This is a genomic window from Pseudomonas sp. PA-5-4B, from assembly GCF_021606215.1.
GTDB lineage: Bacteria > Pseudomonadota > Gammaproteobacteria > Pseudomonadales > Pseudomonadaceae > Aquipseudomonas > Aquipseudomonas edaphica.
On the sequence record NZ_WKDB01000092.1, the window covers coordinates 1 to 20,846 of the forward strand.

General features: G+C 56.5%; 23 protein-coding genes. 8 read left to right on the plus strand and 15 right to left on the minus strand.

The window, feature by feature from the left end; translation table 11 throughout:
- Positions 1 to 277 precede the first annotated feature (277 nt).
- The 4 genes from GIW28_RS27970 to GIW28_RS27985 form a co-directional block, all read right to left on the minus strand.
- Entirely contained in the window at positions 278 to 571 is a 294-nt protein-coding gene (locus GIW28_RS27970; protein WP_056859523.1) for a hypothetical protein, read from the minus strand.
- 566 nt (positions 572 to 1,137) lie between these two features.
- A complete protein-coding gene (locus tag GIW28_RS27975; RefSeq protein WP_236447372.1) occupies positions 1,138 to 1,998 on the minus strand; it encodes an SMP-30/gluconolactonase/LRE family protein in 861 nt (286 codons plus the stop codon).
- A gap of 39 nt (positions 1,999 to 2,037) precedes the next feature.
- A complete protein-coding gene (locus GIW28_RS27980) occupies positions 2,038 to 2,511 on the minus strand; it encodes a DMT family transporter (RefSeq protein ID WP_099548728.1) in 474 nt (157 codons plus the stop codon).
- 11 nt (positions 2,512 to 2,522) lie between these two features.
- Complete coding sequence (locus GIW28_RS27985; protein ID WP_099548729.1) at positions 2,523 to 3,920, minus strand: amidohydrolase family protein; 1,398 nt, start codon at positions 3,918 to 3,920, stop codon at positions 2,523 to 2,525.
- Between the two features lie 145 nt (positions 3,921 to 4,065).
- Here GIW28_RS27985 and GIW28_RS27990 point away from each other — a divergent pair, with 145 nt between their 5' ends.
- Positions 4,066 to 4,977, plus strand: a complete 912-nt coding sequence (locus GIW28_RS27990; RefSeq protein WP_099548730.1) for a LysR family transcriptional regulator — start codon at positions 4,066 to 4,068, stop codon at positions 4,975 to 4,977.
- Here GIW28_RS27990 and GIW28_RS27995 read toward each other — a convergent pair.
- Complete coding sequence (locus tag GIW28_RS27995) at positions 4,890 to 6,137, minus strand: MFS transporter (protein ID WP_169987268.1); 1,248 nt, start codon at positions 6,135 to 6,137, stop codon at positions 4,890 to 4,892. The genes GIW28_RS27990 and GIW28_RS27995 overlap by 88 nt on opposite strands.
- A gap of 88 nt (positions 6,138 to 6,225) precedes the next feature.
- On the opposite strand from GIW28_RS27995, the gene GIW28_RS28000 reads away from it, so the two are divergent.
- The 3 genes from GIW28_RS28000 to GIW28_RS28010 all read left to right on the plus strand — a co-directional run bounded on the left by GIW28_RS28000 (position 6,226) and on the right by GIW28_RS28010 (position 9,104).
- A complete protein-coding gene (locus tag GIW28_RS28000) occupies positions 6,226 to 7,020 on the plus strand; it encodes an AraC family transcriptional regulator (protein WP_099548731.1) in 795 nt (264 codons plus the stop codon).
- Between the two features lie 227 nt (positions 7,021 to 7,247).
- Positions 7,248 to 8,462, plus strand: a complete 1,215-nt coding sequence (locus GIW28_RS28005; protein WP_099548732.1) for an aldose 1-epimerase family protein — start codon at positions 7,248 to 7,250, stop codon at positions 8,460 to 8,462.
- A gap of 231 nt (positions 8,463 to 8,693) precedes the next feature.
- The gene (locus tag GIW28_RS28010; RefSeq protein ID WP_236447371.1) at positions 8,694 to 9,104 is read left to right on the plus strand and encodes an ester cyclase; all 411 of its coding nucleotides are present in this window, start codon (positions 8,694 to 8,696) and stop codon (positions 9,102 to 9,104) included.
- On the opposite strand, the gene GIW28_RS28015 is transcribed toward GIW28_RS28010, so the two are convergent.
- From GIW28_RS28015 to GIW28_RS28030, 4 genes are all read right to left on the minus strand, one after another.
- On the minus strand, positions 9,096 to 9,473 hold the full coding sequence (locus tag GIW28_RS28015) for a MarR family winged helix-turn-helix transcriptional regulator (RefSeq protein WP_236447375.1): 378 nt from the start codon (positions 9,471 to 9,473) through the stop codon (positions 9,096 to 9,098). The genes GIW28_RS28010 and GIW28_RS28015 overlap by 9 nt on opposite strands.
- Positions 9,474 to 9,798: 325 nt before the next feature.
- A complete protein-coding gene (locus GIW28_RS28020; protein WP_138449910.1) occupies positions 9,799 to 10,764 on the minus strand; it encodes a tetratricopeptide repeat protein in 966 nt (321 codons plus the stop codon).
- 86 nt (positions 10,765 to 10,850) lie between these two features.
- Positions 10,851 to 11,645 (minus strand): aminoglycoside phosphotransferase family protein, encoded by a 795-nt coding sequence (locus GIW28_RS28025; RefSeq protein WP_170038516.1) that lies wholly within the window; start codon positions 11,643 to 11,645, stop codon positions 10,851 to 10,853.
- 138 nt (positions 11,646 to 11,783) lie between these two features.
- Positions 11,784 to 12,671, minus strand: a complete 888-nt coding sequence (locus tag GIW28_RS28030) for a LysR substrate-binding domain-containing protein (protein WP_236447370.1) — start codon at positions 12,669 to 12,671, stop codon at positions 11,784 to 11,786.
- A 110-nt stretch (positions 12,672 to 12,781) separates the two neighbouring features.
- On the opposite strand from GIW28_RS28030, the gene GIW28_RS28035 reads away from it, so the two are divergent.
- On the plus strand, positions 12,782 to 13,117 hold the full coding sequence (locus GIW28_RS28035; protein WP_236447369.1) for a carboxymuconolactone decarboxylase family protein: 336 nt from the start codon (positions 12,782 to 12,784) through the stop codon (positions 13,115 to 13,117).
- 6 nt (positions 13,118 to 13,123) lie between these two features.
- Complete coding sequence (locus tag GIW28_RS28040; RefSeq protein WP_236490454.1) at positions 13,124 to 13,498, plus strand: tautomerase family protein; 375 nt, start codon at positions 13,124 to 13,126, stop codon at positions 13,496 to 13,498.
- Between the two features lie 13 nt (positions 13,499 to 13,511).
- On the opposite strand, the gene GIW28_RS28045 is transcribed toward GIW28_RS28040, so the two are convergent.
- The 5 genes from GIW28_RS28045 to GIW28_RS28065 form a co-directional block, all read right to left on the minus strand.
- Positions 13,512 to 14,144 carry a hypothetical protein gene (locus GIW28_RS28045; RefSeq protein WP_138449904.1) on the minus strand — a complete coding sequence of 211 codons (633 nt, stop codon included), beginning with the start codon at positions 14,142 to 14,144 and terminating at the stop codon, positions 13,512 to 13,514.
- On the minus strand, positions 14,141 to 14,941 hold the full coding sequence (sseB, locus tag GIW28_RS28050; protein ID WP_138449902.1) for an enhanced serine sensitivity protein SseB: 801 nt from the start codon (positions 14,939 to 14,941) through the stop codon (positions 14,141 to 14,143). The genes GIW28_RS28045 and sseB overlap by 4 nt, the downstream gene beginning before the upstream one ends.
- 401 nt (positions 14,942 to 15,342) lie before the next feature.
- On the minus strand, positions 15,343 to 15,885 hold the full coding sequence (locus tag GIW28_RS28055) for a histidine phosphatase family protein (RefSeq protein ID WP_236447368.1): 543 nt from the start codon (positions 15,883 to 15,885) through the stop codon (positions 15,343 to 15,345).
- 17 nt (positions 15,886 to 15,902) lie between these two features.
- Positions 15,903 to 16,991 carry an SDR family oxidoreductase gene (locus tag GIW28_RS28060; protein ID WP_236447367.1) on the minus strand — a complete coding sequence of 363 codons (1,089 nt, stop codon included), beginning with the start codon at positions 16,989 to 16,991 and terminating at the stop codon, positions 15,903 to 15,905.
- Positions 16,992 to 16,994: 3 nt separating this feature from the next.
- Positions 16,995 to 17,414 (minus strand): ester cyclase, encoded by a 420-nt coding sequence (locus tag GIW28_RS28065; RefSeq protein ID WP_236447366.1) that lies wholly within the window; start codon positions 17,412 to 17,414, stop codon positions 16,995 to 16,997.
- Between the two features lie 117 nt (positions 17,415 to 17,531).
- On the opposite strand from GIW28_RS28065, the gene GIW28_RS28070 reads away from it, so the two are divergent.
- Positions 17,532 to 18,467, plus strand: a complete 936-nt coding sequence (locus GIW28_RS28070; RefSeq protein WP_236447365.1) for a LysR family transcriptional regulator — start codon at positions 17,532 to 17,534, stop codon at positions 18,465 to 18,467.
- Between the two features lie 101 nt (positions 18,468 to 18,568).
- Here the strand turns inward: GIW28_RS28070 and GIW28_RS28075 are convergent, their stop codons facing one another.
- Positions 18,569 to 19,483, minus strand: a complete 915-nt coding sequence (locus GIW28_RS28075) for a LysR family transcriptional regulator (RefSeq protein ID WP_236447364.1) — start codon at positions 19,481 to 19,483, stop codon at positions 18,569 to 18,571.
- A gap of 174 nt (positions 19,484 to 19,657) precedes the next feature.
- Between GIW28_RS28075 and GIW28_RS28080 the strand changes: the two genes are divergently transcribed.
- Entirely contained in the window at positions 19,658 to 20,668 is a 1,011-nt protein-coding gene (locus tag GIW28_RS28080) for a zinc-dependent alcohol dehydrogenase family protein (protein ID WP_236447374.1), read from the plus strand.
- The last annotated feature ends 178 nt before the right edge of the window (positions 20,669 to 20,846 follow it).

Sequence of the window (20,846 nt, forward strand, 5' to 3'; positions counted from 1 at the left end):
CTGCGTAGCAGTCCCATTTTTGGGGCCGCTTCGCGCCCCAGCGGGAGCAAGCTCCCTCGCCACAGAAGCCGGGTTTTCCAACAGCCATTTCCGCCAATAAAAGAGGGGAGTGTGAATCGAGCATCACGCCTATCACCGCGTACCTTAGTCGAGAATACAAGCGCCAGTTTGGCGAGCCGCCTAGAAAGAACGTTGTGAACATCAAGACCGCCAGGCAGTAGCCGCCCCAAAAACCAGAAAACCCGCCAAAGCGGGTTTCCTTACAGCTCACATCACCTCAACTCACAGCAGGCACATCAAACCCGCGCCGCTCCATCACCGTAAACACATCCGACACGTCCTGGATCATGATCCGCGCGGTATTGGCGACGGTATTAACGTCATGCTCGGCGTAGTCGGACACATTGGAACAAGCCATCAGGTGCAGGTAGGCGAGGGCCGCATTGAGACGCTCGCTGGCGCAGGCGTGGAGCTCGCTGAGCGGTGCGTCGCTGTCGATGAGCAGGACAGGGTATTCGGTTGCGGTTTGGGACATGGGGGTGAAGCGGCGGGGCGGGTGTTGAGTAGTCATGGTAATAGTCCTTAAAAAGAAAAATTGCCACCTTTTGCTGCGAAACAAACGGGTGGCAGCTGTGCGCGGGTTCGCAGACCGGAGGACTATTACCAGACCCGGCAGACCCGAAGGTCTCCCACGCACAACCGCCATAAAACGAGAGACAGCTGTGAATCGGCTGCGTCGAGTTTGACGGTACAGGTAATAGTTTTTAGGGCTGCGAAACCCTGTCGCTGGCCAAGGCTGGCGACGGGGCGAACTATAAGGTGTGGGTAGCCAGGGTGCAACTGAGAGGATGTATCAACCTCAGTCATTAACTTTTCCATCCCTAGGTCAGGAAGATCTGGCTAGTTTCACAGGCCAGCGCAGTCAAGTGCGTTCGGCCTGCACAGTCGTTTGCAGCGGGAGCCTCAGTAGGTCTGCGTGCATAGCTGGCAGAAATCTCCTGATTGGCTACTAGCGTTACCTGGTGCAAATAGCTTAGATCCATCGAAGGTGAACGGCGGCAAACGGCCAGAACCGGTCATTCATACGCGTCTACCAAGTTGGCATTCAGAACGGCGCGACAGGCTAGAACCTACTATTCAGTGCAGTCGTCCTGTAAATCGCTCTTCAGGGGATCCGGCAGCTAAAACGGCTTCGGCTTTTATCAGCGTGCTATCGAAATCTGCCGGCTTATCCAGCCCTATCCGTGCGCTGGTGCAGTAAAGCGTTTTATAACCAGGTCCCGCTAACACCGGGCAAGTTGTCTGAATACACGGGGAGTCGATCACGCTGTCAACTTTGCCGTCAGTCGCGTAACGCACGACTCTGCTACCGCCCCATTCCGCATTCCAGAGAAAGCCCTGCGCATCAATACAAGAACCGTCTGGAGCACCCTGACCGTTGACTGTATTGAATACACGCTGGTTTTCTAGCGACGGGTAATCGCAGCAGAAAATGCATTCTTGCAGGGAGTCCGCGTAGTACATGGTGGAACCGTCCGGGCTAAAACAGATGCTGTTCGGGATCGCCACTTCGGGAAGGTCCAGCGTTTCAGTCTTGAGCGTCGCGGCATTGAACCGGTGAAATCGCCCTATAGTTTGCACCGGCTCACCGGCATCCATAGTGCTAAACACAAAGTTGCCCATACGGTCGCAGCGGCCATCATTGATCCGGGTTCCTGCCACGCCAGGGGTGGCTGTGATTTTGCTGAAACGACCAGTGCTCAGGTTGTAGTAGCCCAGGCAGGATGCCAGTCCCATCAGCAATATGTCTTCGTCTGCCGTGAGGGCAAATGACCCTAGCGGCTCTGGCAGGGACCAACGCTGCACTTCGCCGTTTTCGGGGTCCAGAGCACGCAACTCGCAACCGGAGATGTCGGTCCAGAACAGGCGTTCGGTTCTTTCACACCAGATAGGGCACTCGCCAAGAAGACTTGTGGTGCCGGTTAGGGTTTTAAACATGGTTGCGTCCTACGAAACAGGATGGGGCAAACAAGGCAGTCAGTTGGAGAAAAGCGCTGACCACCTATCACCGAACAAGGCGATTGCCAGGCCTGCGAGCATCACCATCGCCCCGGCCAACTTGACGAGAGACACCGGCCTTTCCGATGCCCCCATCAATCCGAAATGATCGATAACCAGTGAAGAGATAATCTGACCTGCGATAGCGAGGCCCAGCAGGGCTGACAGACCGATTTTTGGCGCAAGCACCACATAACTAAGCAAGGCACCGGCACCCAGCAGACCGCCCAACAGGCTCCACCAGGGCTGGGCAGGTATAGCCGCCAGTGAGGCCACTATCCCGCCGCGCATCAATGAAAAGAAGCCCAGGCATACCGCACCTGCAGTAAATGAGAACAGCGCCGCCGCTACGGAATCTCCACCCACACCTTTAGCGAGTTGACCATTCAGCGTGGTCTGCAGGGTAATGCCAAGCCCCGCGGCGATGGCCAGCAGGTAGTAAGCTGCGTTCATCTCGCGCCCCCTTACTTGGCTGACTCAAGCGGCATGAATGTCTCGGCAAAAATATCGGGCTGGTAGCCTGCGGCAGCAAACAGATGCTCACGGGACTCGTCGATTGCTGCACGCAGCCTTGCGCTGTCCACGCCCAGCACCTTGCCGCCGCGTTTGACGATGCACCCGCCAATCATGACTGTGTCGACATTGCTGCGTTCGGCCGCGTGTACCACGGTGCCGAATGCGTTGCCTGACGGGTAAAGGTTGATGTCCTGCGTGTTTATAAGGATCAAGTCGGCCTGTTTGCCGGGGGCCAGGCTGCCGACTTTCTCCTGCAATCCGGCGCAGGCAGCGCCGTCGAGAGTGGCGGCTTTGAGCAGGCCATGAGCAGGCAGGGTCACCGGATGATGTTCTGCGCCGCAGCAGCGCTGCTGATGCATGCCCATGACGCGCTGCAGGTAGAAAGCCACCCTCATCTCCATGAACATGTCACCGCTGTAGGAGGTTTCGTTATCGACACTCAGCCCCGGGCTGATGCCGTGGCGCTGGGCCGACTGCATGGCGAACATTCCATCTTCAATGCCGTAGTGGGCATCTGAACGCGGGCATACGTTGACCCGCACGCCAGCCTCGCTAAGGATTTTCCAGCCGGCGTCCGGCAGCGAGGTGCAGTGGTTGAAGATGTTATCGGGACGCAGCAGGCCCTCGCGATGCAAACCCTCCAACTCAGCTGCCATGTCCCCGCCAAAAAATTCGGTGATGATCGGCAGCCCCAGACGCCTGGCCTCAGCCCACAGCTCAGGTTCAAGCTGTGCCATCACCGCCAGCGAGAGCAGCGGGTTGTCACCGTTATTGACGTATTTTTCCTGGAGACGCTCCAGGTTGCCGGGCCAGTGGGCTTTGTCCCACTCACCGGAAACTGGCGCACCGGAGGCGTGTACAGATCGGATACCAGCATCAAGCAGCGCCTCTACCGCAGCATCGGAGTGCGCGCCGGTACGGCTGTTGTGCGAGTTATCGACCACGGTCGTGATGCCCGCATCGATGCAGCCCAATGCAGTCAGCAGGTTGCCGATATACATGTCAGCCGGGCGATAGTATTTGGCGAACGAGAAGTGCGTGGCGTTGCAGTAGTCTTCCAGGGTTTCGGCATTCGGATTGATTCGACGCAGTTGGCCCTCCCATGAGTGACGATGCGTATCGACCATGCCAGGCATGGCAATCATACCGGATGCCTCGATAACAACGGCGTCGCCAGCCTCGATGTTTTCACCTATGGCCGTGATGGTGCTGCCTTCGATAAGGATATCGCCGCGCGCCAGATTGCCAATATCGCCATCCATGCTCAGCACAGTGGCGCCGCGGATAAGGGTGCGGGCGGCCGGAGCGGCCGGGGCCTGCACAATGCTGCGGTTATATTTAGCCATTTTCTGTACACCTCTTCAAATTTCGTTGGAAGCAATGTACGCAATGCGGTACCGCGGGAAAAAGATGGTTAAACTGTTTTTATTATTCAATATTTACGAATAATAACGACTTCCCCCGATCACTGCTTTGAGGTTGCTAACAGTCATGGACCGTATTCAAGCGATGCAGGTTTTCGTACGTGTGGCTGAAGCAGGAAGCTTTATCCAGGCGGCGCAGACGCTCTCACTGCCGGCCTCGACAGTTACCAGCAGCGTTAAAAGTCTTGAGAAGTACTTGCAGGTACGCCTGCTGAACAGAACAACGCGGCGTGTCAGCCTGACCTCTGAGGGCGCACAATATTTGGCGCAATGCCGGGAAATATTGGAGCTGATCGAACACACAGAGACCAGCCTGACGGATTCCGTAAAACGGCCACAGGGGCGTTTGCGTGTCGATATGCCGGGTGGCATTGCACACTTCATCGTCATGCCAAACCTGCAAGACTTCTACAGGCGCTACCCAGATATCTACCTGATGATAGGCGTCAACGATCGGCAGGTTGATCTGGTTCAAGAGGGTGTCGATTGCGTTATTCGTACAGGCGAGCTCGATGACTCAACGCTCGTTGCGCGCCCACTCGGTCGGTTTCGCTGGGTAACCTGTGCGTCTGCCGCCTATCTCGAAGAGAACGGCACTCCGCAAAATCCGCAAGATTTGTCTCACCACCGGGCCATCCATTACTTCTCGGGCCGCGCAAGGCAAGCAGGTGAAATGCGTTTTGCCCGTGGTACCGAAAAAATCTCAGTCCCGGTGAACGGCACAGCGGCCGTCAACGAGACTGGGCTTTACATCAAAATGTGCCTTGAAGGCTTCGGGCTGGTGCAGCTCGCTGAGAATGTGGTCAGCGAGCATCTGCGAGAAGGGCGACTGGTCGAAGTGCTTGCTGACTGGCAGCCCGCATCGGTTCCTGTGCACCTGCTATACCCGCATCAGCGCTTTTTATCGCCAACTGTGAGCGCATTCGCTGACTGGATTGCTGGGCTTGTTCGCGACGATGATTCAGCAGATTCAAGTTGAACGTTGCGCCCGGCCAGCATGCCGGTGAATGCGCCGGCTACGGAGATTGCGGCTGTGATCAGCAGCGGTGCTGTCCAGCCACCGGTCCAGTCGTGCAGTTGGCCCAGCAGCAAGGGGCCTGCGGCTGCCATCAGGTAGCCGACGCACTGCGCCATTCCTGAAAGTGCCGCCGTGTCACCGGCATTTTTTGTGCGCAAGCCGATGAAGGTCAGGCCGAGCATCATGCTGGCACCAGAGCCGAAGCCCAGGACCGCGGCCCACAACATGGCGTAGTCTGGCGCGTAAATGAGCCCGATCAGGGATGAGGCGGTTAACAGGCTGACGGTAGCGGCTGCCAGTTTCTGGTCTTTGAGACGACGAAGCGTGGCCGCCAGAATCAAGCCGGGAATGGCCGTGGTCAGTTGAAGCGTGCCGTGTACCGTGCCTGCTTGCTCCGGGGATATGCCATGGTCCATCAGAATGGTCGGCAGCCAGCCGACGGCGACATAAAAAGGCATCGCGTTCAGCCCCATGAACAGCGTGACCTGCCATGCCAGCGGCGAACGCCAGACGGCCACGGTTGGCGCTTGTTTCGGACCGGACAGATTTACGTGTTCGTGTTTTTTCAACTGCGGAAGCCACACCACCATCGCCAACAGAGGGGCTGCGACCAACAAACTCAGGGCAATCGGCCATTCCCATGATTGGGTCAGCGGAATTATCACAGCTGAACCGACAGCGCCTGCTGCGCCCATTGTGATGGAGTAAGCGCCGGTCATGGACGCCATTTTTGTTGAAAAGTCGCGTTTGATCAGGCCGGGCAGCAGCACGTTGCCCAGGGCGATCCCGGTGCCTATCAATACCGCACCGGCGTACAACGCCCAGGCACTGCCTGCGGAGCGGAGCAGGATGCCCGCTGAAATGACCAACAGTGCACCGAAAAGCGTGCGCTCGATGCCGAACCTGCGGGCGACCGATGCGCTGAGCGGGGAGAAGGCTGCAAAGGCAAGTAATGGCAGTGAAGTAAGCAGGCCTAGAGCTGAGGCGCTCAAGCCAAAATCATTCTGGATCAGCGGCAAAACGGGCGCGATGCTGGTAAAGGGAACGCGCAGGTTCACGGCGATAAGCAGAATGCCTGCGACGAGCGCGATGGCATGCCACTTGTTTTTTGTATCTGACATATTCTTTATCTGTCCTCTTAAAAGAAGACAAATGTAGAGAACTTCAGAATCGTCTAATATAGATATCAAGACACCTGATATCTAAATTATGCCAAGCTCAAAAAATGTCGTTTCCTCGCCGGAAGATTTCGATTCAGACCTTTTCGCCCAGGCAGCGATTGCGCTCAAGGTTGCGCCTGACCTCAATGGTTCGGGTGCCCGTCCGCATGATCATCGCAAAGGCCAGCTGATCCTGTCTTTGCATGGCGCAGTGAGCTGTGAGGTGCAAAATGCACTCTGGCTTGTCCCTCCCCAGCACGCCGTATGGATCCCGGGCGGCACGCCGCACAGTTGCCGAGTGACCGAAAACGCCCGGACCTGCTTTCTGTTCGTTGAGCCCGGTGCGGCAGCCATGCCTGAAGAATGCTGCACGGTTGCCATTACGCCCCTTGTTCGGGAGATGATCCTGCATCTCGCTGAACAGGAACCTGCTTACGATTCCGAGGGCAAGACAGCGCGGCTGGTTGCAGTGCTGCTTGAGCAGCTTTCCGATGCTCCGCTGAAAGAGCTGCATTTGCCGATATCAGACCACCCCAAGATCAAACAAATCGCGGATATGCTCTTCTCCGATCCAGGCGACCGAACCACGTTGCGCGAGTGGGCCACTCGGCTTGCAACCAGTGAGCGAACGCTGGCCAGGCTTGTAGAAAGCACGACCGGGCTGAGCTTCGGACGCTGGCGTCAACAATTGCATTTGATGATCGCACTGAGTCATTTGGCGGAGGGGGTATCCGTGCAACGTGTGGCGGGCATCCTGGGATATGACTCTGTTAATGCATTCATCACTATGTTCAAGAAAGCACTGGGTAAACCGCCTACTCAGTATTTTTCCTCTCTGCGCTAGTGCTCTGCTGGCTGATACAAAGCGCCGAGGCTGTAGAACGATCTGTCTGCTATTGGCCGATTGCTGACTGTAAAGAAGGTCTGCAAGCGGCTATCAGCGACATTACCGCTTTTTGCCTTACGCCCACTGCACGCAGCCAACCTCGTCGGCGTTAACCCTATTTTTAGCTTGCTGAAACGTTTCATCAAGTTTATAAAAATGGCACAACTCCAAGAAAGGCTGCCGCCATGACCCCGCTCAAACTCTTCGTTGCCCTCAGCGCACTGTCCGCTGCCTCCCACGCCATGGCCTGGGATTACGTTCTGCTCGACACCGACAAAGCCGCCCAGAGCTGGCAGATCACCAGCCAGCAACTCGGGATAAAAACCGACAAGCCCTTCAGCGTTACCCTGCGTACCTTGCACGGCGGTCGCCAGGAGGGCGTCAGCATCGTCGACATTGATAACGGCACCATGAAACTCTCGGTAGTGCCGACTCGCGGCATGAACGTCTTGCAGGCCTCGGTCGGCAGTGTGCGCATGGGCTGGGATTCCCCGGTCAAGGAAGTGGTCAATCCGTCCTTCATCGAACTCAATGGCCGCGGTGGTCTGGGCTGGTTGGAAGGTTTCAATGAACTGGTCGCCCGCTGCGGATACGAATGGGTCGGCCACCCCGGCGTCGACAACGGCGAACTTCTGACCCTGCACGGTCGGGCCGCCAACATTCCTGCGAACAAAGTCACGCTGCATATCGATGAAAAACCACCGTACGCCATCACCCTGCGCGGCGAATTGAAAGAGCAGGCGTTCAAGAAGGTCGACTTCTCGGTCGCGACCGAACTGGTCACCGAACCCGGCAGCGTCGTGTTCGCCCTCAACGACACCCTGACCAACAACGGCGACTATCCGAAGGAATACCAGGCGCTGTATCACAGCAACTTCAGCACCCCGTTCCTGGAGCAGGGCGCTCGTTTCGTCGCGCCGGTGAAACAGGTATCGCCGTTCAACGACAAGGCCAAGGGCGATCTGCCCGACTGGCAAACCTACCGCGCACCGACCAAGGACTACGACGAAACGGTTTACAACGTGGTGCCGTATGCCGATGCCAAGGGCGATACGTTGACCGTGTTGCATAACAAGGCCGGCAGCCTGGGCGTTTCGGTCGGCTTCAATACCCAGACACTGCCGGTGTTTTCCCTGTGGAAAAACACCGACACCCAAGGCCAGGGCTATGTCACAGGGCTGGAGCCGGGGACAAGTTTTTCCTACAACCGCCGTTATCAACGGCCACTCAACCTGGTACCGACGATTGGGCCCAAGGAACACAAGCAGTTCCGCATCAGCTACAGCTTGTTAGCGGATAAGGCAGCGGTGGATAAGGCCCTGAAGCAGGTGAGCGAGATTCAGGATGGGCGGGAGACTGAAGTGCGGCAGACGCCGTTGGTTGATCTGACCAAGGAGTGACTCCGGCTGGAGCATTGTCGGCCGATATTGCAGCTCCTCGGCCAAGTGTCGCGTCTGATTCCGTTGGCTTGTTCAAGGTCCGCCCGCGAGCGCGCGACCTTGAGCCTGCGACTGGCAGCAATAGATCAATGCCCTGCGGATGTCATCGGACAGCGCTCACTGATGCTCTGGATATATACAGTTTGACTGTATATATTTGAGATTCTACGCATTCAAGCATCAGGTGGCGTTATGTCAGCAGTGAACAAAGCTATCGTCCGTCGTTTCAATCAGAAGGTTATTGAGAACTGCGACCGCCACGAATTTGAAGTGCTCGTGGCGCAAGATTTCATAAACCATTCAGCGGCGGCGGGGCAAGACGGCGGTCGGGAAGGTCTATGGCATACCTTTCACAATGTTCTGCATCCGGGCTTGTCCGACCTCCAGGTCGAGGTGCTGGATCAGGTTGCTGAAGACGATAAGGTGACGACCCGAAAGCGCATTACCGGCCGCCACTCCGGGGTGATTGCTGGGATACAGGCAACGGGACGTGAAGTGTCCATTGATATCATCGACATCGTTCGCATCCGCAACGGCCAATATGTCGAGCACTGGGGCGTCAATTCGTTGCCGAGTGTGCTATCGGCTTTGCGCTCAGGTTGACTGATCGTTTGGCGCGGCGGCAATCAATTGCTCCAGGATTCTGACCGCAGCTTCGAGTGTTTGCAGCTGTGACGCGGTGGTTTTTTCCTTAAGCTGGCGTGCCAGCCAGTCACTGCGCTGAAGACGACTGTGTTCAAGCGCAGCTCGACCAGCGTGCGTCAGCTCAAAAAGCTGCTTTCGTGCATCGCTCGGATCAGGACCTCGTGTAACCCGCTGCTGCTGCTCCAACTGGGCGATAACCAGCCGCATGCTTTGATGCTTGACGTGACGATGTGCAGCAAGCGCGCTTATGCTCGCGGGGCCATGACGGTCAAGCAAACCTAGCGTTTCAGATTGTGCCGAGGACGGTGTGTCCGACCCACTGCGCACTTCCCGGACAAGATTGCCGACTACTCTTCGCAGATCTTCGGCTAACTGTTCAACGGTCTCTTCAAAAGAAGCAGAGTAATGATTGGGAGATTCTGAAGGGGAGGACAATGGGCTTTCTCAGATGTGGTTGAGCAGACGAGCATACATGAGTTCAGAATGACCGCTTCTGATCAGGAGCTGTCCATCGTCAACGACTGCTTTTGGGCCGGTTTCAGCCAGTCACAATGGGCCGTAACCGACCGAGGCGTAAGCACCGATTGTTGGGGGCTGCCGACATTACCGAGTGAATTGACGTTGCCGAAGACCTCCCGCAGTCGCTCCTGCACTAGCCTTCCAGCGTTCGCAGTTTTTCCTCGAAGTAGCGAATTTGCGCAGCATCATCGGGGTCGACCTGCCTGAGTAGCTGAAGCGCTTTTGTATACGCATCGCGCGCCTTGGCGGTGTCGCCTTGAGCCTCATAAACTCTTGCAAGGTTGAAGTAGCGCAAAATCACCTTGGGGTGGTTCTCTCCGAACGTTGCGCGGTCACTGTTCAGGGCCTTAGTCAAAAAGGCTTCAGCTTTGTCGTACTGGCCCAGGCCGCGATAGGCGTCGCCGAGGTTGTTCCAGCGGATGGCGACCGTGGGATGGTTGGGGCCACGCAGGGCCATGTCGATATCCAGTGCTTGTTGAAAAAGCGGCAACGCGGCCTTGTGGTTGCCCTGGACGTTATAGGCGTTTCCCAGATTGTTCAGGGCGGTGGCTACCGAAGCGTCGTGTTCTCCCAGCCGCTTTCTTAACGCGATATTTTTGCGCAGGTTTTCGAAACCCTCTTCATACCTGCCCAGTTTGCTCTGCGCGGTACCGATGTTGTTGTAGCTGTCGGCAATCTGCAGGTCATCTGCGGCGAGTACCGCGAGGCGCATTTTCAAGGCTTTTTCATAGTAGCCAAGAGCAATTTCGAGATTGCGTTGTCGTTCGTGGAAATAGCCGAGGTTGTTCCAGTAGGTCGCCTGTTGCGCGATGGATGCCTGCCCGTTTTGTTTGGCCGCCTCTATTGCCTGGGTGACCAGGTGGATCGCGGTGCGGTCATCGCCCAGCACGTAGACTGCCAGCGCCTTGATATTCAATACCTCGGAGTTGTCGGGGTCGGTTTCAAGCACGCGGTCCGCTTCCTCAATGGTCGCCTGGTATTGTTCCGCCTCGAAAAGGCTTACTACTTTGTCGCTCGCCACTACGGAGGCAGCTTCAGCACAAAACATGATGAAGAGCAGTGGTAACGGTAATAGAGCCTTGAGCCCACGAATGTGCATGGAAGTCCTTTTGTTTGAAACGCAGAACGGGCACAACCAACCCATCACTGACAAAAAATGATGCTGGCCGTGCCCGGCCGTAAAAGTCACAAGTCCAGGGCCAACGCTGCAAGCTTTGCCACGCCAATGGGGGTATCCAGCTCCATGTTGTCCTCGAGCATCCAGGCTGCTGACAATCCGGCCCAGGCAAGCACCCATTGCAATAACCGGTGTCGATCAATGTTGGAGGCTTGTGTCACGATACCGATCCGGCGCGCGAAACAACTTGGCGCCAAAGCGCTTTTGCTATCGGGATTGCAGAAAATATTCGCGTAATCGAAGCCGCGCTCACCGTAGAGTCCCTTAGGGTCGATAGCGAGCCACCCCTTAGCTCCGAAGTCCAACACATTGCCGTGGTGGATATCCCCATGCAATACCCTGATGTCACGCGGGGCATCCAGAAGTTCGCGAGCCGTTTTGGCGCATTGTTCAAAGACCCCTCGGTGCGTTGCCGCCGCGCTCCATAAGGCTTCGAACCGTAGCTCCAGTGGGACTAAAGCAGGAGCCGGTTTTGCAAGGGGTGTGTGAAGGCGGCCAGCCACAGCACAGAGTATGCGAGTAGCCTCGTCGTCCTCGCCGCAGTTCACCATCTGCGTAAGTGAGACCGGGCTGGTCGCGCGCTCCATCAATAAGGCCTCGCCATCATGTGCCAGCACGGGTGCCGCCCCTTCACCGTCCCACCAAGCCATGAGTAGATTGCCTGCTTGCTCCTCCGGCTCTTGCGAGATTTTGAGCATGGCTGGCATGCCATGGTGACGAACAGGCAGTAGGTTGCCATTCAATGAGCCGAAAGCATCACCGTCGATCGTCAACGCCCATCGTTTCAAGTATTGATCAAACATCAGCGCTTAATTCTCGCTCTTACTGGAACAATCATTATGAATGACGGGGGCATAAGGCTAAATGTCTTCTTTTGGCCGATTCTGCCCAATTACGCTCCCCATCCACATCACTCGAACTGAGCCCTTACGTACTTTCGATTATTGCGTAACCGTGAACCGAAACGCCTGTTCTTGCAGCCCCGCCTTAATCAAAGCAGCCAATTGCTGGGCCGCCGCAGTGGGCTCGCTGCCACCGCTGTGCAGCACATAACCAAGGCTTGGCACGACGGGTAAGCCAGAAACCACACTGAGATGGCTCGGCAGCCCAATGCGGGTACGCAGCGTCACGCCCAACCCGGCGGCGACGGCTGCCCAGATTCCCGCCACGCTGGGGCTGGTGAGGGCGATGCGCCAGGGTATTTGCGCGGCGTCCAGCGCCTGGGTGGCGGCGCTGCGGAGTACGCAAGGCGCGTCGAACATTATCAAGGGCAGTGGTGAGTCATCAGCGGCGGTCGGTAATGGCGTATCGCGCGGCCCGATCCAGTGCATCGGTGTTTCGCCCAGGCGCGTGGCGTAGGGCGACATAGGCCCGGTGTCCCAGGTCAGGGCCAGGTCCAGGGCTGCACTTTCGACCAGCGTCAGCAGTTCGGCATTACGGGCGATCCTGACTTCGAGGCTCACCCTCGGGTAAGTCTGTACGAAGCGTCGCAGGATATCGCTCAGGAAATGTTCGCCAAAGTCCTCTTGAAGCCCCAGGCGCAGGGTCCCGGCGGTCTGGCTTTGATGCACGCTGTGGAAAATGCTGTCGTTCAACTCCAGTAACCGACGGGCATGGCTAAGCAGTGATTCGCCTGCGGGGGTCAAGACCAGCCCGCGCCCGGATTTAGCCAGTACCGGCGTGCCTATCTGCTCCTCAAGTTTCTTTAACTGAGCACTCACGGCAGACGTCGACCGACCGAGACGATCTGCGGCTTTGGCAAAGCTGTTGAATTCCACACCCGTGACGAAGGTGCGCAATACATCAAGGTCGAAGGTGGGGCGGCGCATTCAATAGTCCACTAATTCCGGATGGTCGACGCTATTAAATCTGATATTCGGAAGGGTTGCGACTTGATAATTTTCATCCTTCAGATCGGGACAACGGAGGGGAAAACATCATGAATACAGCTATGGCCGCTGGGCGAGAGCCCCAGGACAACTATCCGCAGAAGTTTGCCGAGTTGACCGAAAACGTATTGTTCGGCGACATGTGGACGCGTACGCAGCTCAAGGCCCGTGAACGCAGTTTGGTGACGGTGGCTGCGCTCGTGGCGATGTACCGTCTGGAGCAACTGCCGTTTCATTTGCAACGTGCGCTGGATAACGGCGTGTGTGCCGACGAACTGGCCGAAGTCATCACCCATCTGGCGTTTTATTCAGGTTGGCCGACGGCCGCTTCGGCGCTGAATGTGCTGAGCGAATTGCAGGTTGGCCTTTCAGAGCGACAGGAGTAACCGTTGATGCCGTTTGCACGAATTTCACTGCACCGAGGCAAGTCGGCCGAGTATTTACAGGCGTTGTCTCAGGGGTTGCACGACGCCCTGGTCGAGAGCTTCGAAGTGCCGAAGACAGATCGCTTCCAGGTCATTCACCAGCATGAGGTCGGCGAGCTGATATTCGATCCCCACTACCTGGGTGGGCCGCGTAGCCATGACTTTGTGCTGATCGCGATTACCGCTGGGCGTGCTCGAAGTGTTACGACTAAACAGCATTTTTACCGTGATCTGGTCGAGAAACTGGGGCGGGCGACGGGGCTGAACGCGGCGGAGGTGATGGTGGTTATCACCACCACGGCCGGTGATGAGTGGTCGTTTGGGGGAGGGCGGGGCAACTAGACTTTGAGGTTGTTCAACGTGAATTGGGGGTTGACCCTGAGGAATACAGCCTCTCGCGCACAGCCTTCAACACCGCCTCGATGTGCCAGGTCTCGACGCCGATGTCGACTGCTTCGCCGGCATCAAACACCAGCTCGATTTGAGTGGCTATGCCTTGCTCGAAAAGCAGTCGCTGCGCGTCTTCAAGAAGCCTGCGTTTACCTGTGAGCCAATGTCGTTGTTTGCCCGTCAGCAACGCAAGGGTTTGCGGGTAGGTGCACTGCAGTTTTCGGCGCAAATTGACCAGCGCTATTTTGTCGCTTCGGTCACATGCCGGGGTCAGTACATACGTGTTGCCCGACGCAGTCTCCAGGTCGTATTTGTCTTGCAGATATTCATCGACACTCCAGCTGACGACCGTCTCATGGGCGCCCGTCATGACGTTGATCAAGTGCGCGTTAACACCTACGTAGCAGAACTGCGTCATGCCGTGGACGACGTAATCTTCACTGTTACTGCGAATAACCCAGTAATCACCGTTGGCGGAAAGCTCACATGACTGAATGACAAAACGCTCAGGTTTGCCATCTCTCATGACGCCGTCAAACAGGCCAAGCACGATTTCACAGGCCTGCTCTGCGGTTATCAAGGCGTTGATCTCTGTCACGCTTTTCCCAAGCCAAGCAATGAACGCAGCCAGCCTGCCGACTTCCGTTCATAAAAGGGTGTGGTTTGCTTGAGGAAGTAATCGCTAAGGCCCGATTCCCCTTCGTAAACGCGATAGAGGTCAACGGGGTCGCCATCCGGAGCGCTGTCCCCGGCAACGTTACCGGCTTCGCGCATGGCCTGTTCAATATCTCCATCCGCTTCAATACCGATGATCAGATGAGGCTTTTGATCGGACGATGCGTCATGCATCAACGCCAGAAATGCACGTGTTACGTTGCGGTGTTTGGCGAGTAATTGCGTGAGCGAGTTGACCATCTTCGACGGATAGTGCGACGGCTGCCCGAGCAGCACGTTGGTGTCTTTTTCCACTGTGCGCTGCACCGGCTGTTGGCCGATCCCGTCAGAGAGTAAATGGCGCACTTCCTCTGGGAAAAACTCTTTGCCGTAAGGCGATTTTGGATTGAGGAAAAGAGCGGTACCTAGTGTGATTTCAAACAGCGATCTGGCCGGGATCTCTATGTAGGACTCTTTGCTATCTATGGATCTTTGGAGGGTTTGCAACGAAGAAAAAAAGGGGATGACAGCGCTGCCGTCAGGTTTTTGCCAATGCGCGATGCTGATGTTGCTACCAGACTCGATGTTGACTTGACCTTCGCCAGTGCCGGCAGTGCCGATGACGTAGACAGTGGAGTTCAACAGAGTCTTGAAAAAGTCTGGACGATGGGCCGGTTCATCCGCCGCCAGCCTGAGTGATTTTTCGAGGTCGTTTTCTTGCTGGGTATCCATGATGTCCATCGGTAGTTCCATCAAAACAGACAAAAAGTGAGCGGCAAAGAGCGTGCAGTTTTTCACGTCACTGTGAAAACAGGAAGAACAGGAGACTAACAAGTTTGAAGCATACGTAGGGAAACCCCGGACGGTTTCTCAAGGAGAACTCCTCCGTATCAGCGCTGGATGAAAAAAAACGCAGTTTGCCTCGAACGGCTGCTTCGGGCCGTTTTCTGCCTGTCGCCACCAGCAGCAATAGATATCTGTCCAGCGAGACAAATCGCGAAACTAAACTCCAAGCTCCCACCTTTGTACGGGGCTGAGCGGGTAGAAAAACGTGGTTTTCGCGTCCCAAAGAATGGATCTCTATAAATGAACGACCAACCTGAACTTTCTCTTCGTTTAATCCCCGCGCCAGTTGGCACCTTTTAAACACCGCCATATCGGTACACCGTCGCACTCCAATACTGGCTGCCGTTACGTTTTTGGCGAATCCATCCATCTGCCACCAGTTGTTTGGCGATCATTCGATTCATAAAGCCATGACCGAGCAGTAGAACCGGTCCTTCGCTGGCAAGGGACTGAAGTCGTCGAGCTGCCGTGCTGGCGCGCATCCTCGCAGTTCCGGCGGATTCGACGCTGCGTGAGTAACCGCACAACCATAAGACTCGAAGGATAAATGCCCAGGTAAACGGCGATAGCCGTGGCAGTTTCCAGTGACCATAAGGCAGTTGCGCTTCACAGAAAAGCGCGTCGACAAGGGCGGGCTTCAGGCCAAGAGCCTGGACAGAGGTCAGCGCACGAGGCGCGCTGCTTGAGACAATCACCTTGGCGGTTGCGGCGAGCTGCATGCTGGCATCCGGGACGGGTTGGTGGGTAATTTCGGACCGGTTGTATTGCTCGATCCAGTCTTCCATATCGAGCGCTGACATTTTGTCGGTTGCGACCAGTTTTGGCTGGCCGTGACGCATCAGGATTATTTCCCTACTCACTGTATGTTTACGTCCTTGTTCAGGTGGGCGGTCATTGTGGAAGGAGTGCGGTTCCGGGAACTTAAGGTTTGACTCTCAAACCAATCGTGATCGCGGTACCACGCTACCGTGTCGGTGATTGTCAGCTCTAGTGGCCGGAAACTCAGGCCAAGCTCTTGTTCACTCTTGCTGTGGTTGAAACAGGTGCGGTCCTTCTCTCGTACCAACAGGCGCAACGTGGCCATGCTCAGCAGAATGGGCTTGCCGGTAAGACGCGCATAAATCTCCTGCACAGCCGCCAAGGTGAATAGAAAGGGGAGCGGTAGTTGTCGAACGGGGGTCTTGACGCCCGCTATACGTCCAAGAATAGGCACCAGCTCACGCATTGTCATATGCCGGCCCGCCGCGAGATAGCGCTCACCTCGCCGCCCATGTTTGGCAGCGGCAATCTGCGCTAATGCCACATCGCGGGCATCAACAACGGAGAAGCTACCGGGGATCAGTCCGGGTAATTTGCCGTGCACGACATCGTTAACCAACTGTCCCGAGGAGGTCGGGCCAATGTCGGCAGGGCCCCACATCCAGCCAGGCAGGACCATGCAGGCATGCATCTCGGGATGGAGCTCCAGGAACGACAAGACGACACGGTCGGCGAGGATCTTGCTTCGGTAGTAGTCATCCGCATCGGCGTCGGCCCGCAGACATGTCTCGTCGATGGACATTCCAGGTGCGCCGTCGAGCACGGCAATGGACGACGTATGGATGAACCGTCGTATACCGGCGCGGTAGGCCTGGTTTAGCAGGTACCGCGTACCAGACACATTAATCTTTTCGAGTTCCTTCCAGTGGCTGCCGCCCTTGTAGTTGTCGCGAAAGAACGCCGCGGTGTGAAACATCGTATCGCAGCCTTGCAGCGACGCTGAGAATGCGTTGACATCGGCCATGTCCCCAACGACCAGTTCCACACCCGGCAAATTGTTGAACTGCTGTTCACCTTTGGCTCTTGAGCGGACCAGGGCTTTGACCGCGTAGCCACGAGCGACCAATTCACGCACCAGGTTGTTGCCCAACAAGCCGGTTGCGCCAGTAACGAATGCGCTGTTCATGGCTCAACCCTCAGTTGGATAGGCTAACGGCATCAGCACCGCACTGTCGAAGAAGGCCTCTTCACGGATGGCCAGCCCGTCTCTGAAGGTGAAGTGTGCGGCGTAGTACGCGGTAATATGGCGTCCATGAGGCGGAATCACCCGGCCTGGCAGCACCAAGGGGGCGGCGAATGTGCCGGTCAGGAAGGCAGTCAGCGCCAAACGATCGTTACCGACGGCGAATGGGCTGAAAATCACTTGGGCATCGGGGAGCGCTTCGAGCAATGCGATCTCTCGTTTGCGCATGGCTTCGCGACCGGTTTGTATCCCCATGCTATCGAGGTAGATGAAGTCTTCGCAGACCAGCGCAAGCATCGCCTCCACATCACGGCGATTGAAGGCACTGGCGGCGCGTTCCGCATAGTTGTTGGGGCCAATAGTCATACAGTCCATTCCATTCGTTTTCGAGGGCTTGTAGATATACCTTTGAGGCGGCTCCCGAAAAACGGCGACTACTGCATAATGGATTTGCACATATGCAGATCAGGGAGGATATGAAGCATGGCGTTGCAAGCAAATTGGGACGATCTTCGTCTGTTGTTGGCAGTCTCGCGGCGTGGCAGCTTTCTTCAAGCTGGCCAAATGCTGGGTATTGCGGCGTCTACTGTGTCCCGCCGGTTGACCCAACTTGAGAGCGCCCTGGGCGAGTTACTCGTCGAGCGGGGCGTTGAAGGATGCTGGTTGACCTCGCGCGGCCAATCCCTCGTGGAAGTTGCCCTAGCGGCGGAGGCGGGCTTGAGGCGTCAAACCGTTGCAGGCATGTCCGGGCTACACACAGAGCTATTTGGCAGTGTCCTGGTCAGTGCAGGAGAGGGATTTTCGTCTTGCGTGCTGGAGGCTGCGAGTCGCTTCACCTCTCTTCACCCGCGTTGCTCGGTGGAGTTGATGGCAACAGCCGACTTTCACAAGATCGTCCGCGGCGTGGCAGACATTGCTGTACGCACAGCTCATCTAGGCGAACCGTCGCTGATTTATCGACCAATAGGCAGGCTCGCTTACGGTGTCTTCGCCGATGCAGGTTATCTGAAACGGTATCCAGGGGTGACTCCGGCCACTGCGGTCAATATTGCCTTGCTTCCTCCGCTGGACATGTTGCCGCAAATGCGTGCGGCAAAGGCCGCGGGTCTGGAACGCGCGCAGATCAGCGTGAACTCGTTCGCGGTTCAGCTCGAATCGGTGAGGCGAGGAATGGGTGTGGCAGTACTGCCCCGTATTCTGGCAAAGGACTTGATCGAGTTGTTCCCGGATTTCCAACTTCCAGATATGGAAGTCTATCTGGTGACCCGACCTCAGGCATTGAAACAGGCTCACATCAAATGTTTTTTTGCCATCCTGGAGCAGGTGCTGCTCGAAGCCCTTTCCATCGCAAATGCGGAAGGCTACCTCTTGGGGGGCGACCCGAAATGGGTGCATGGGGGCGCTAGCCAAAATAATTGAGATTGGTTCAGTCAAGACATTAGCTAACGAAGTTACCAATGAAACCATGACCGGCAGAGATCGACCCATACCGGACGTTTACGCAACCGGTTTAATGATCTCTACGGTACCAGCCAGCCAGTATGAAGCTGCGGAAAACGCTCTTGCAGCCACTCAATAAACACTTGAACCTGTGGCGCCAGATGCGTCCGGCTGGGGTATAGCAACGACACGGGGCGAGGGGCTGGCCGGTAGGACTTTAGAATTTCGACTAAACCGCGACTGTCCAAATGCTCTGCTACGGCGATCCCCGGCGCCTGGATTATTCCGAAACCCGATACGCCGCACTGAACGTACGCATTCGACTCGGTGACGGTGATGCCGGCGTTACTTACATACGCTCGATCCTGACCCTTAACTGAGAACTGCCAAGGCAATGTCCTGTTGCTCTGACCGGACAGGAAGTTGACGCCTCGATGAGAGGCCAGACCGTCAAGTGTCTTTGGTTCGCCGTGCTCGCGCAGATACGCGGGTGCAGCACAGGTGACCATGGTCGCCATCGCGATAGGGCGAGCGATCAACGTTGAATCCGGCAGATCGCCGATACGCAACGCACAGTCAATGCCTTCACCGACCAAGTCGACAGCCCGGTCAGTCACGCCAAGAATCATGTTGATACCAGGGTAGGCGACAGTGAATTCTTTAAGGCTTTTGATGAATTCCATTTGCGCGAAAGCGGTCGGGATATCGACACGAAGCCGGCCTGTAAGCGTTGCCCCGGATCGGTCGAACATCGACGTCGCAGCAGAAATACCTGCCAGAATTTCCTGTACCCGCTCATAAAACCGCTCACCCTCGGCGGTGAGTGCCACTTTTCTGGTGGTGCGCTGGAACAGGCGCACGCCCAAAGAAGTCTCCAACTCCTGGATAGACCGAGTGACCTGAGGTCGCCCGATGTCCAGCGATTCGGCGGCTTTGGTAAAGCTGCCGAGTTCGGCAAGCCTGGCGAACAGTCGCATCGATTGAAGCAATTCCATGACGCTTTCCTATGAGCCCCGGCTGAATAACCAAGTTGAATATGATTGTTGTCCAAGGATAGAACAATCATGTCTTTTTCTACGCATTTATTGCTCGCCTTCAAAAGCAAAAAATGCAAGCAAGGCCGAGCCGATCCTGGTTGGTGGCCATTGATGTGTATTGGGAGATTCGCAATGAAAGCTTGGTTATTGAAAGATTTCGGCCTCGACAACCTGCAATTGGGAGAGGTAGCGACCCCGCACCCCAAGGCTGGCGAGTTACTGGTCAAGGTCGGTGCCGTCTCGCTCAACTTTCGCGACAAGGCTATCGTCGACGGCATTTATGAGCCGCACAGGGTGCTCAAACCGCTGATCCCAGTAAGCGATGCCTCCGGCACCGTGGTAGCGGTCGGTGATAACGTCACACGTTTTAATATCGGTGATCGCGTCAACTCGCATCTCTATTCACGTTGGCTGGATGGCGAGCCAGGGCCTAACGAACCCGATTACTGCTTCGGTTCGCCGTTGCCCGGCGGTTTAGCCGAATACATGATCATCCATGAAGACAGCGCCGTCGGCGCACCTGACAACATGAGCGACGAGGAGGCGGCAACGCTTCCGATTGCTGCGCTGACGGCCTGGTATTCGCTGGTGGATTTTGGCCACATCCAGCCGGGCCAGACTGTGTTGGTTCAGGGTACTGGAGGTGTGTCCATATTCGCCGTGCAGATCGCGACTGCGCTTGGCGCGAAGGTCATTGCGACGTCGAGCAGCGACCAGAATTTGCAAGCCGTGGAGGCGCTGGGGGCCGTGGCGGGTATCAACTACAGAACGACCCCGAAATGGGCGGACGAAGTGCTGAAGCTGACCGAAGGCAAGGGCGTGGATCTGCTGCTCGATGTCGCCGGCGGCAGCGGCATCAATCAATCGGTCGCAGCGACCAAGGCATCGGGGCGTATTGCGCAGATCGGCTTTTTGACAGGGCAAACCGTTGAACTCGATCTGATGCCTCTCATCTTCCGCCAGACCACCATTCGCGGCATCGCTGTGGCGCCACGCTCATCCTTCGACCGGATGAACGCATTCCTCAACGAACACAAGATCCATCCCGTAATCGATCAGGTATACCCGTTCGAGCAAGCACGAGAAGCTTATGAGCATCTGGCGAGGGGAGCTTTTGGAAAGGTAGTGATCAAAATCGCTTGATTACGTTAAGGCGCCAAAATGGCGCCTTTTTTCGGCCATCGCAGCAGATTCAACTCCGGAGTTGAGCCGGTCCAGGCTCAAACGTTCACTTTTGGCCGCTAGCCTTCACACATGAGTGACGACCCCTCACACCACCACCGCCGCCACGCCCCGCGACCGCCAAGCAAACTCCACCACC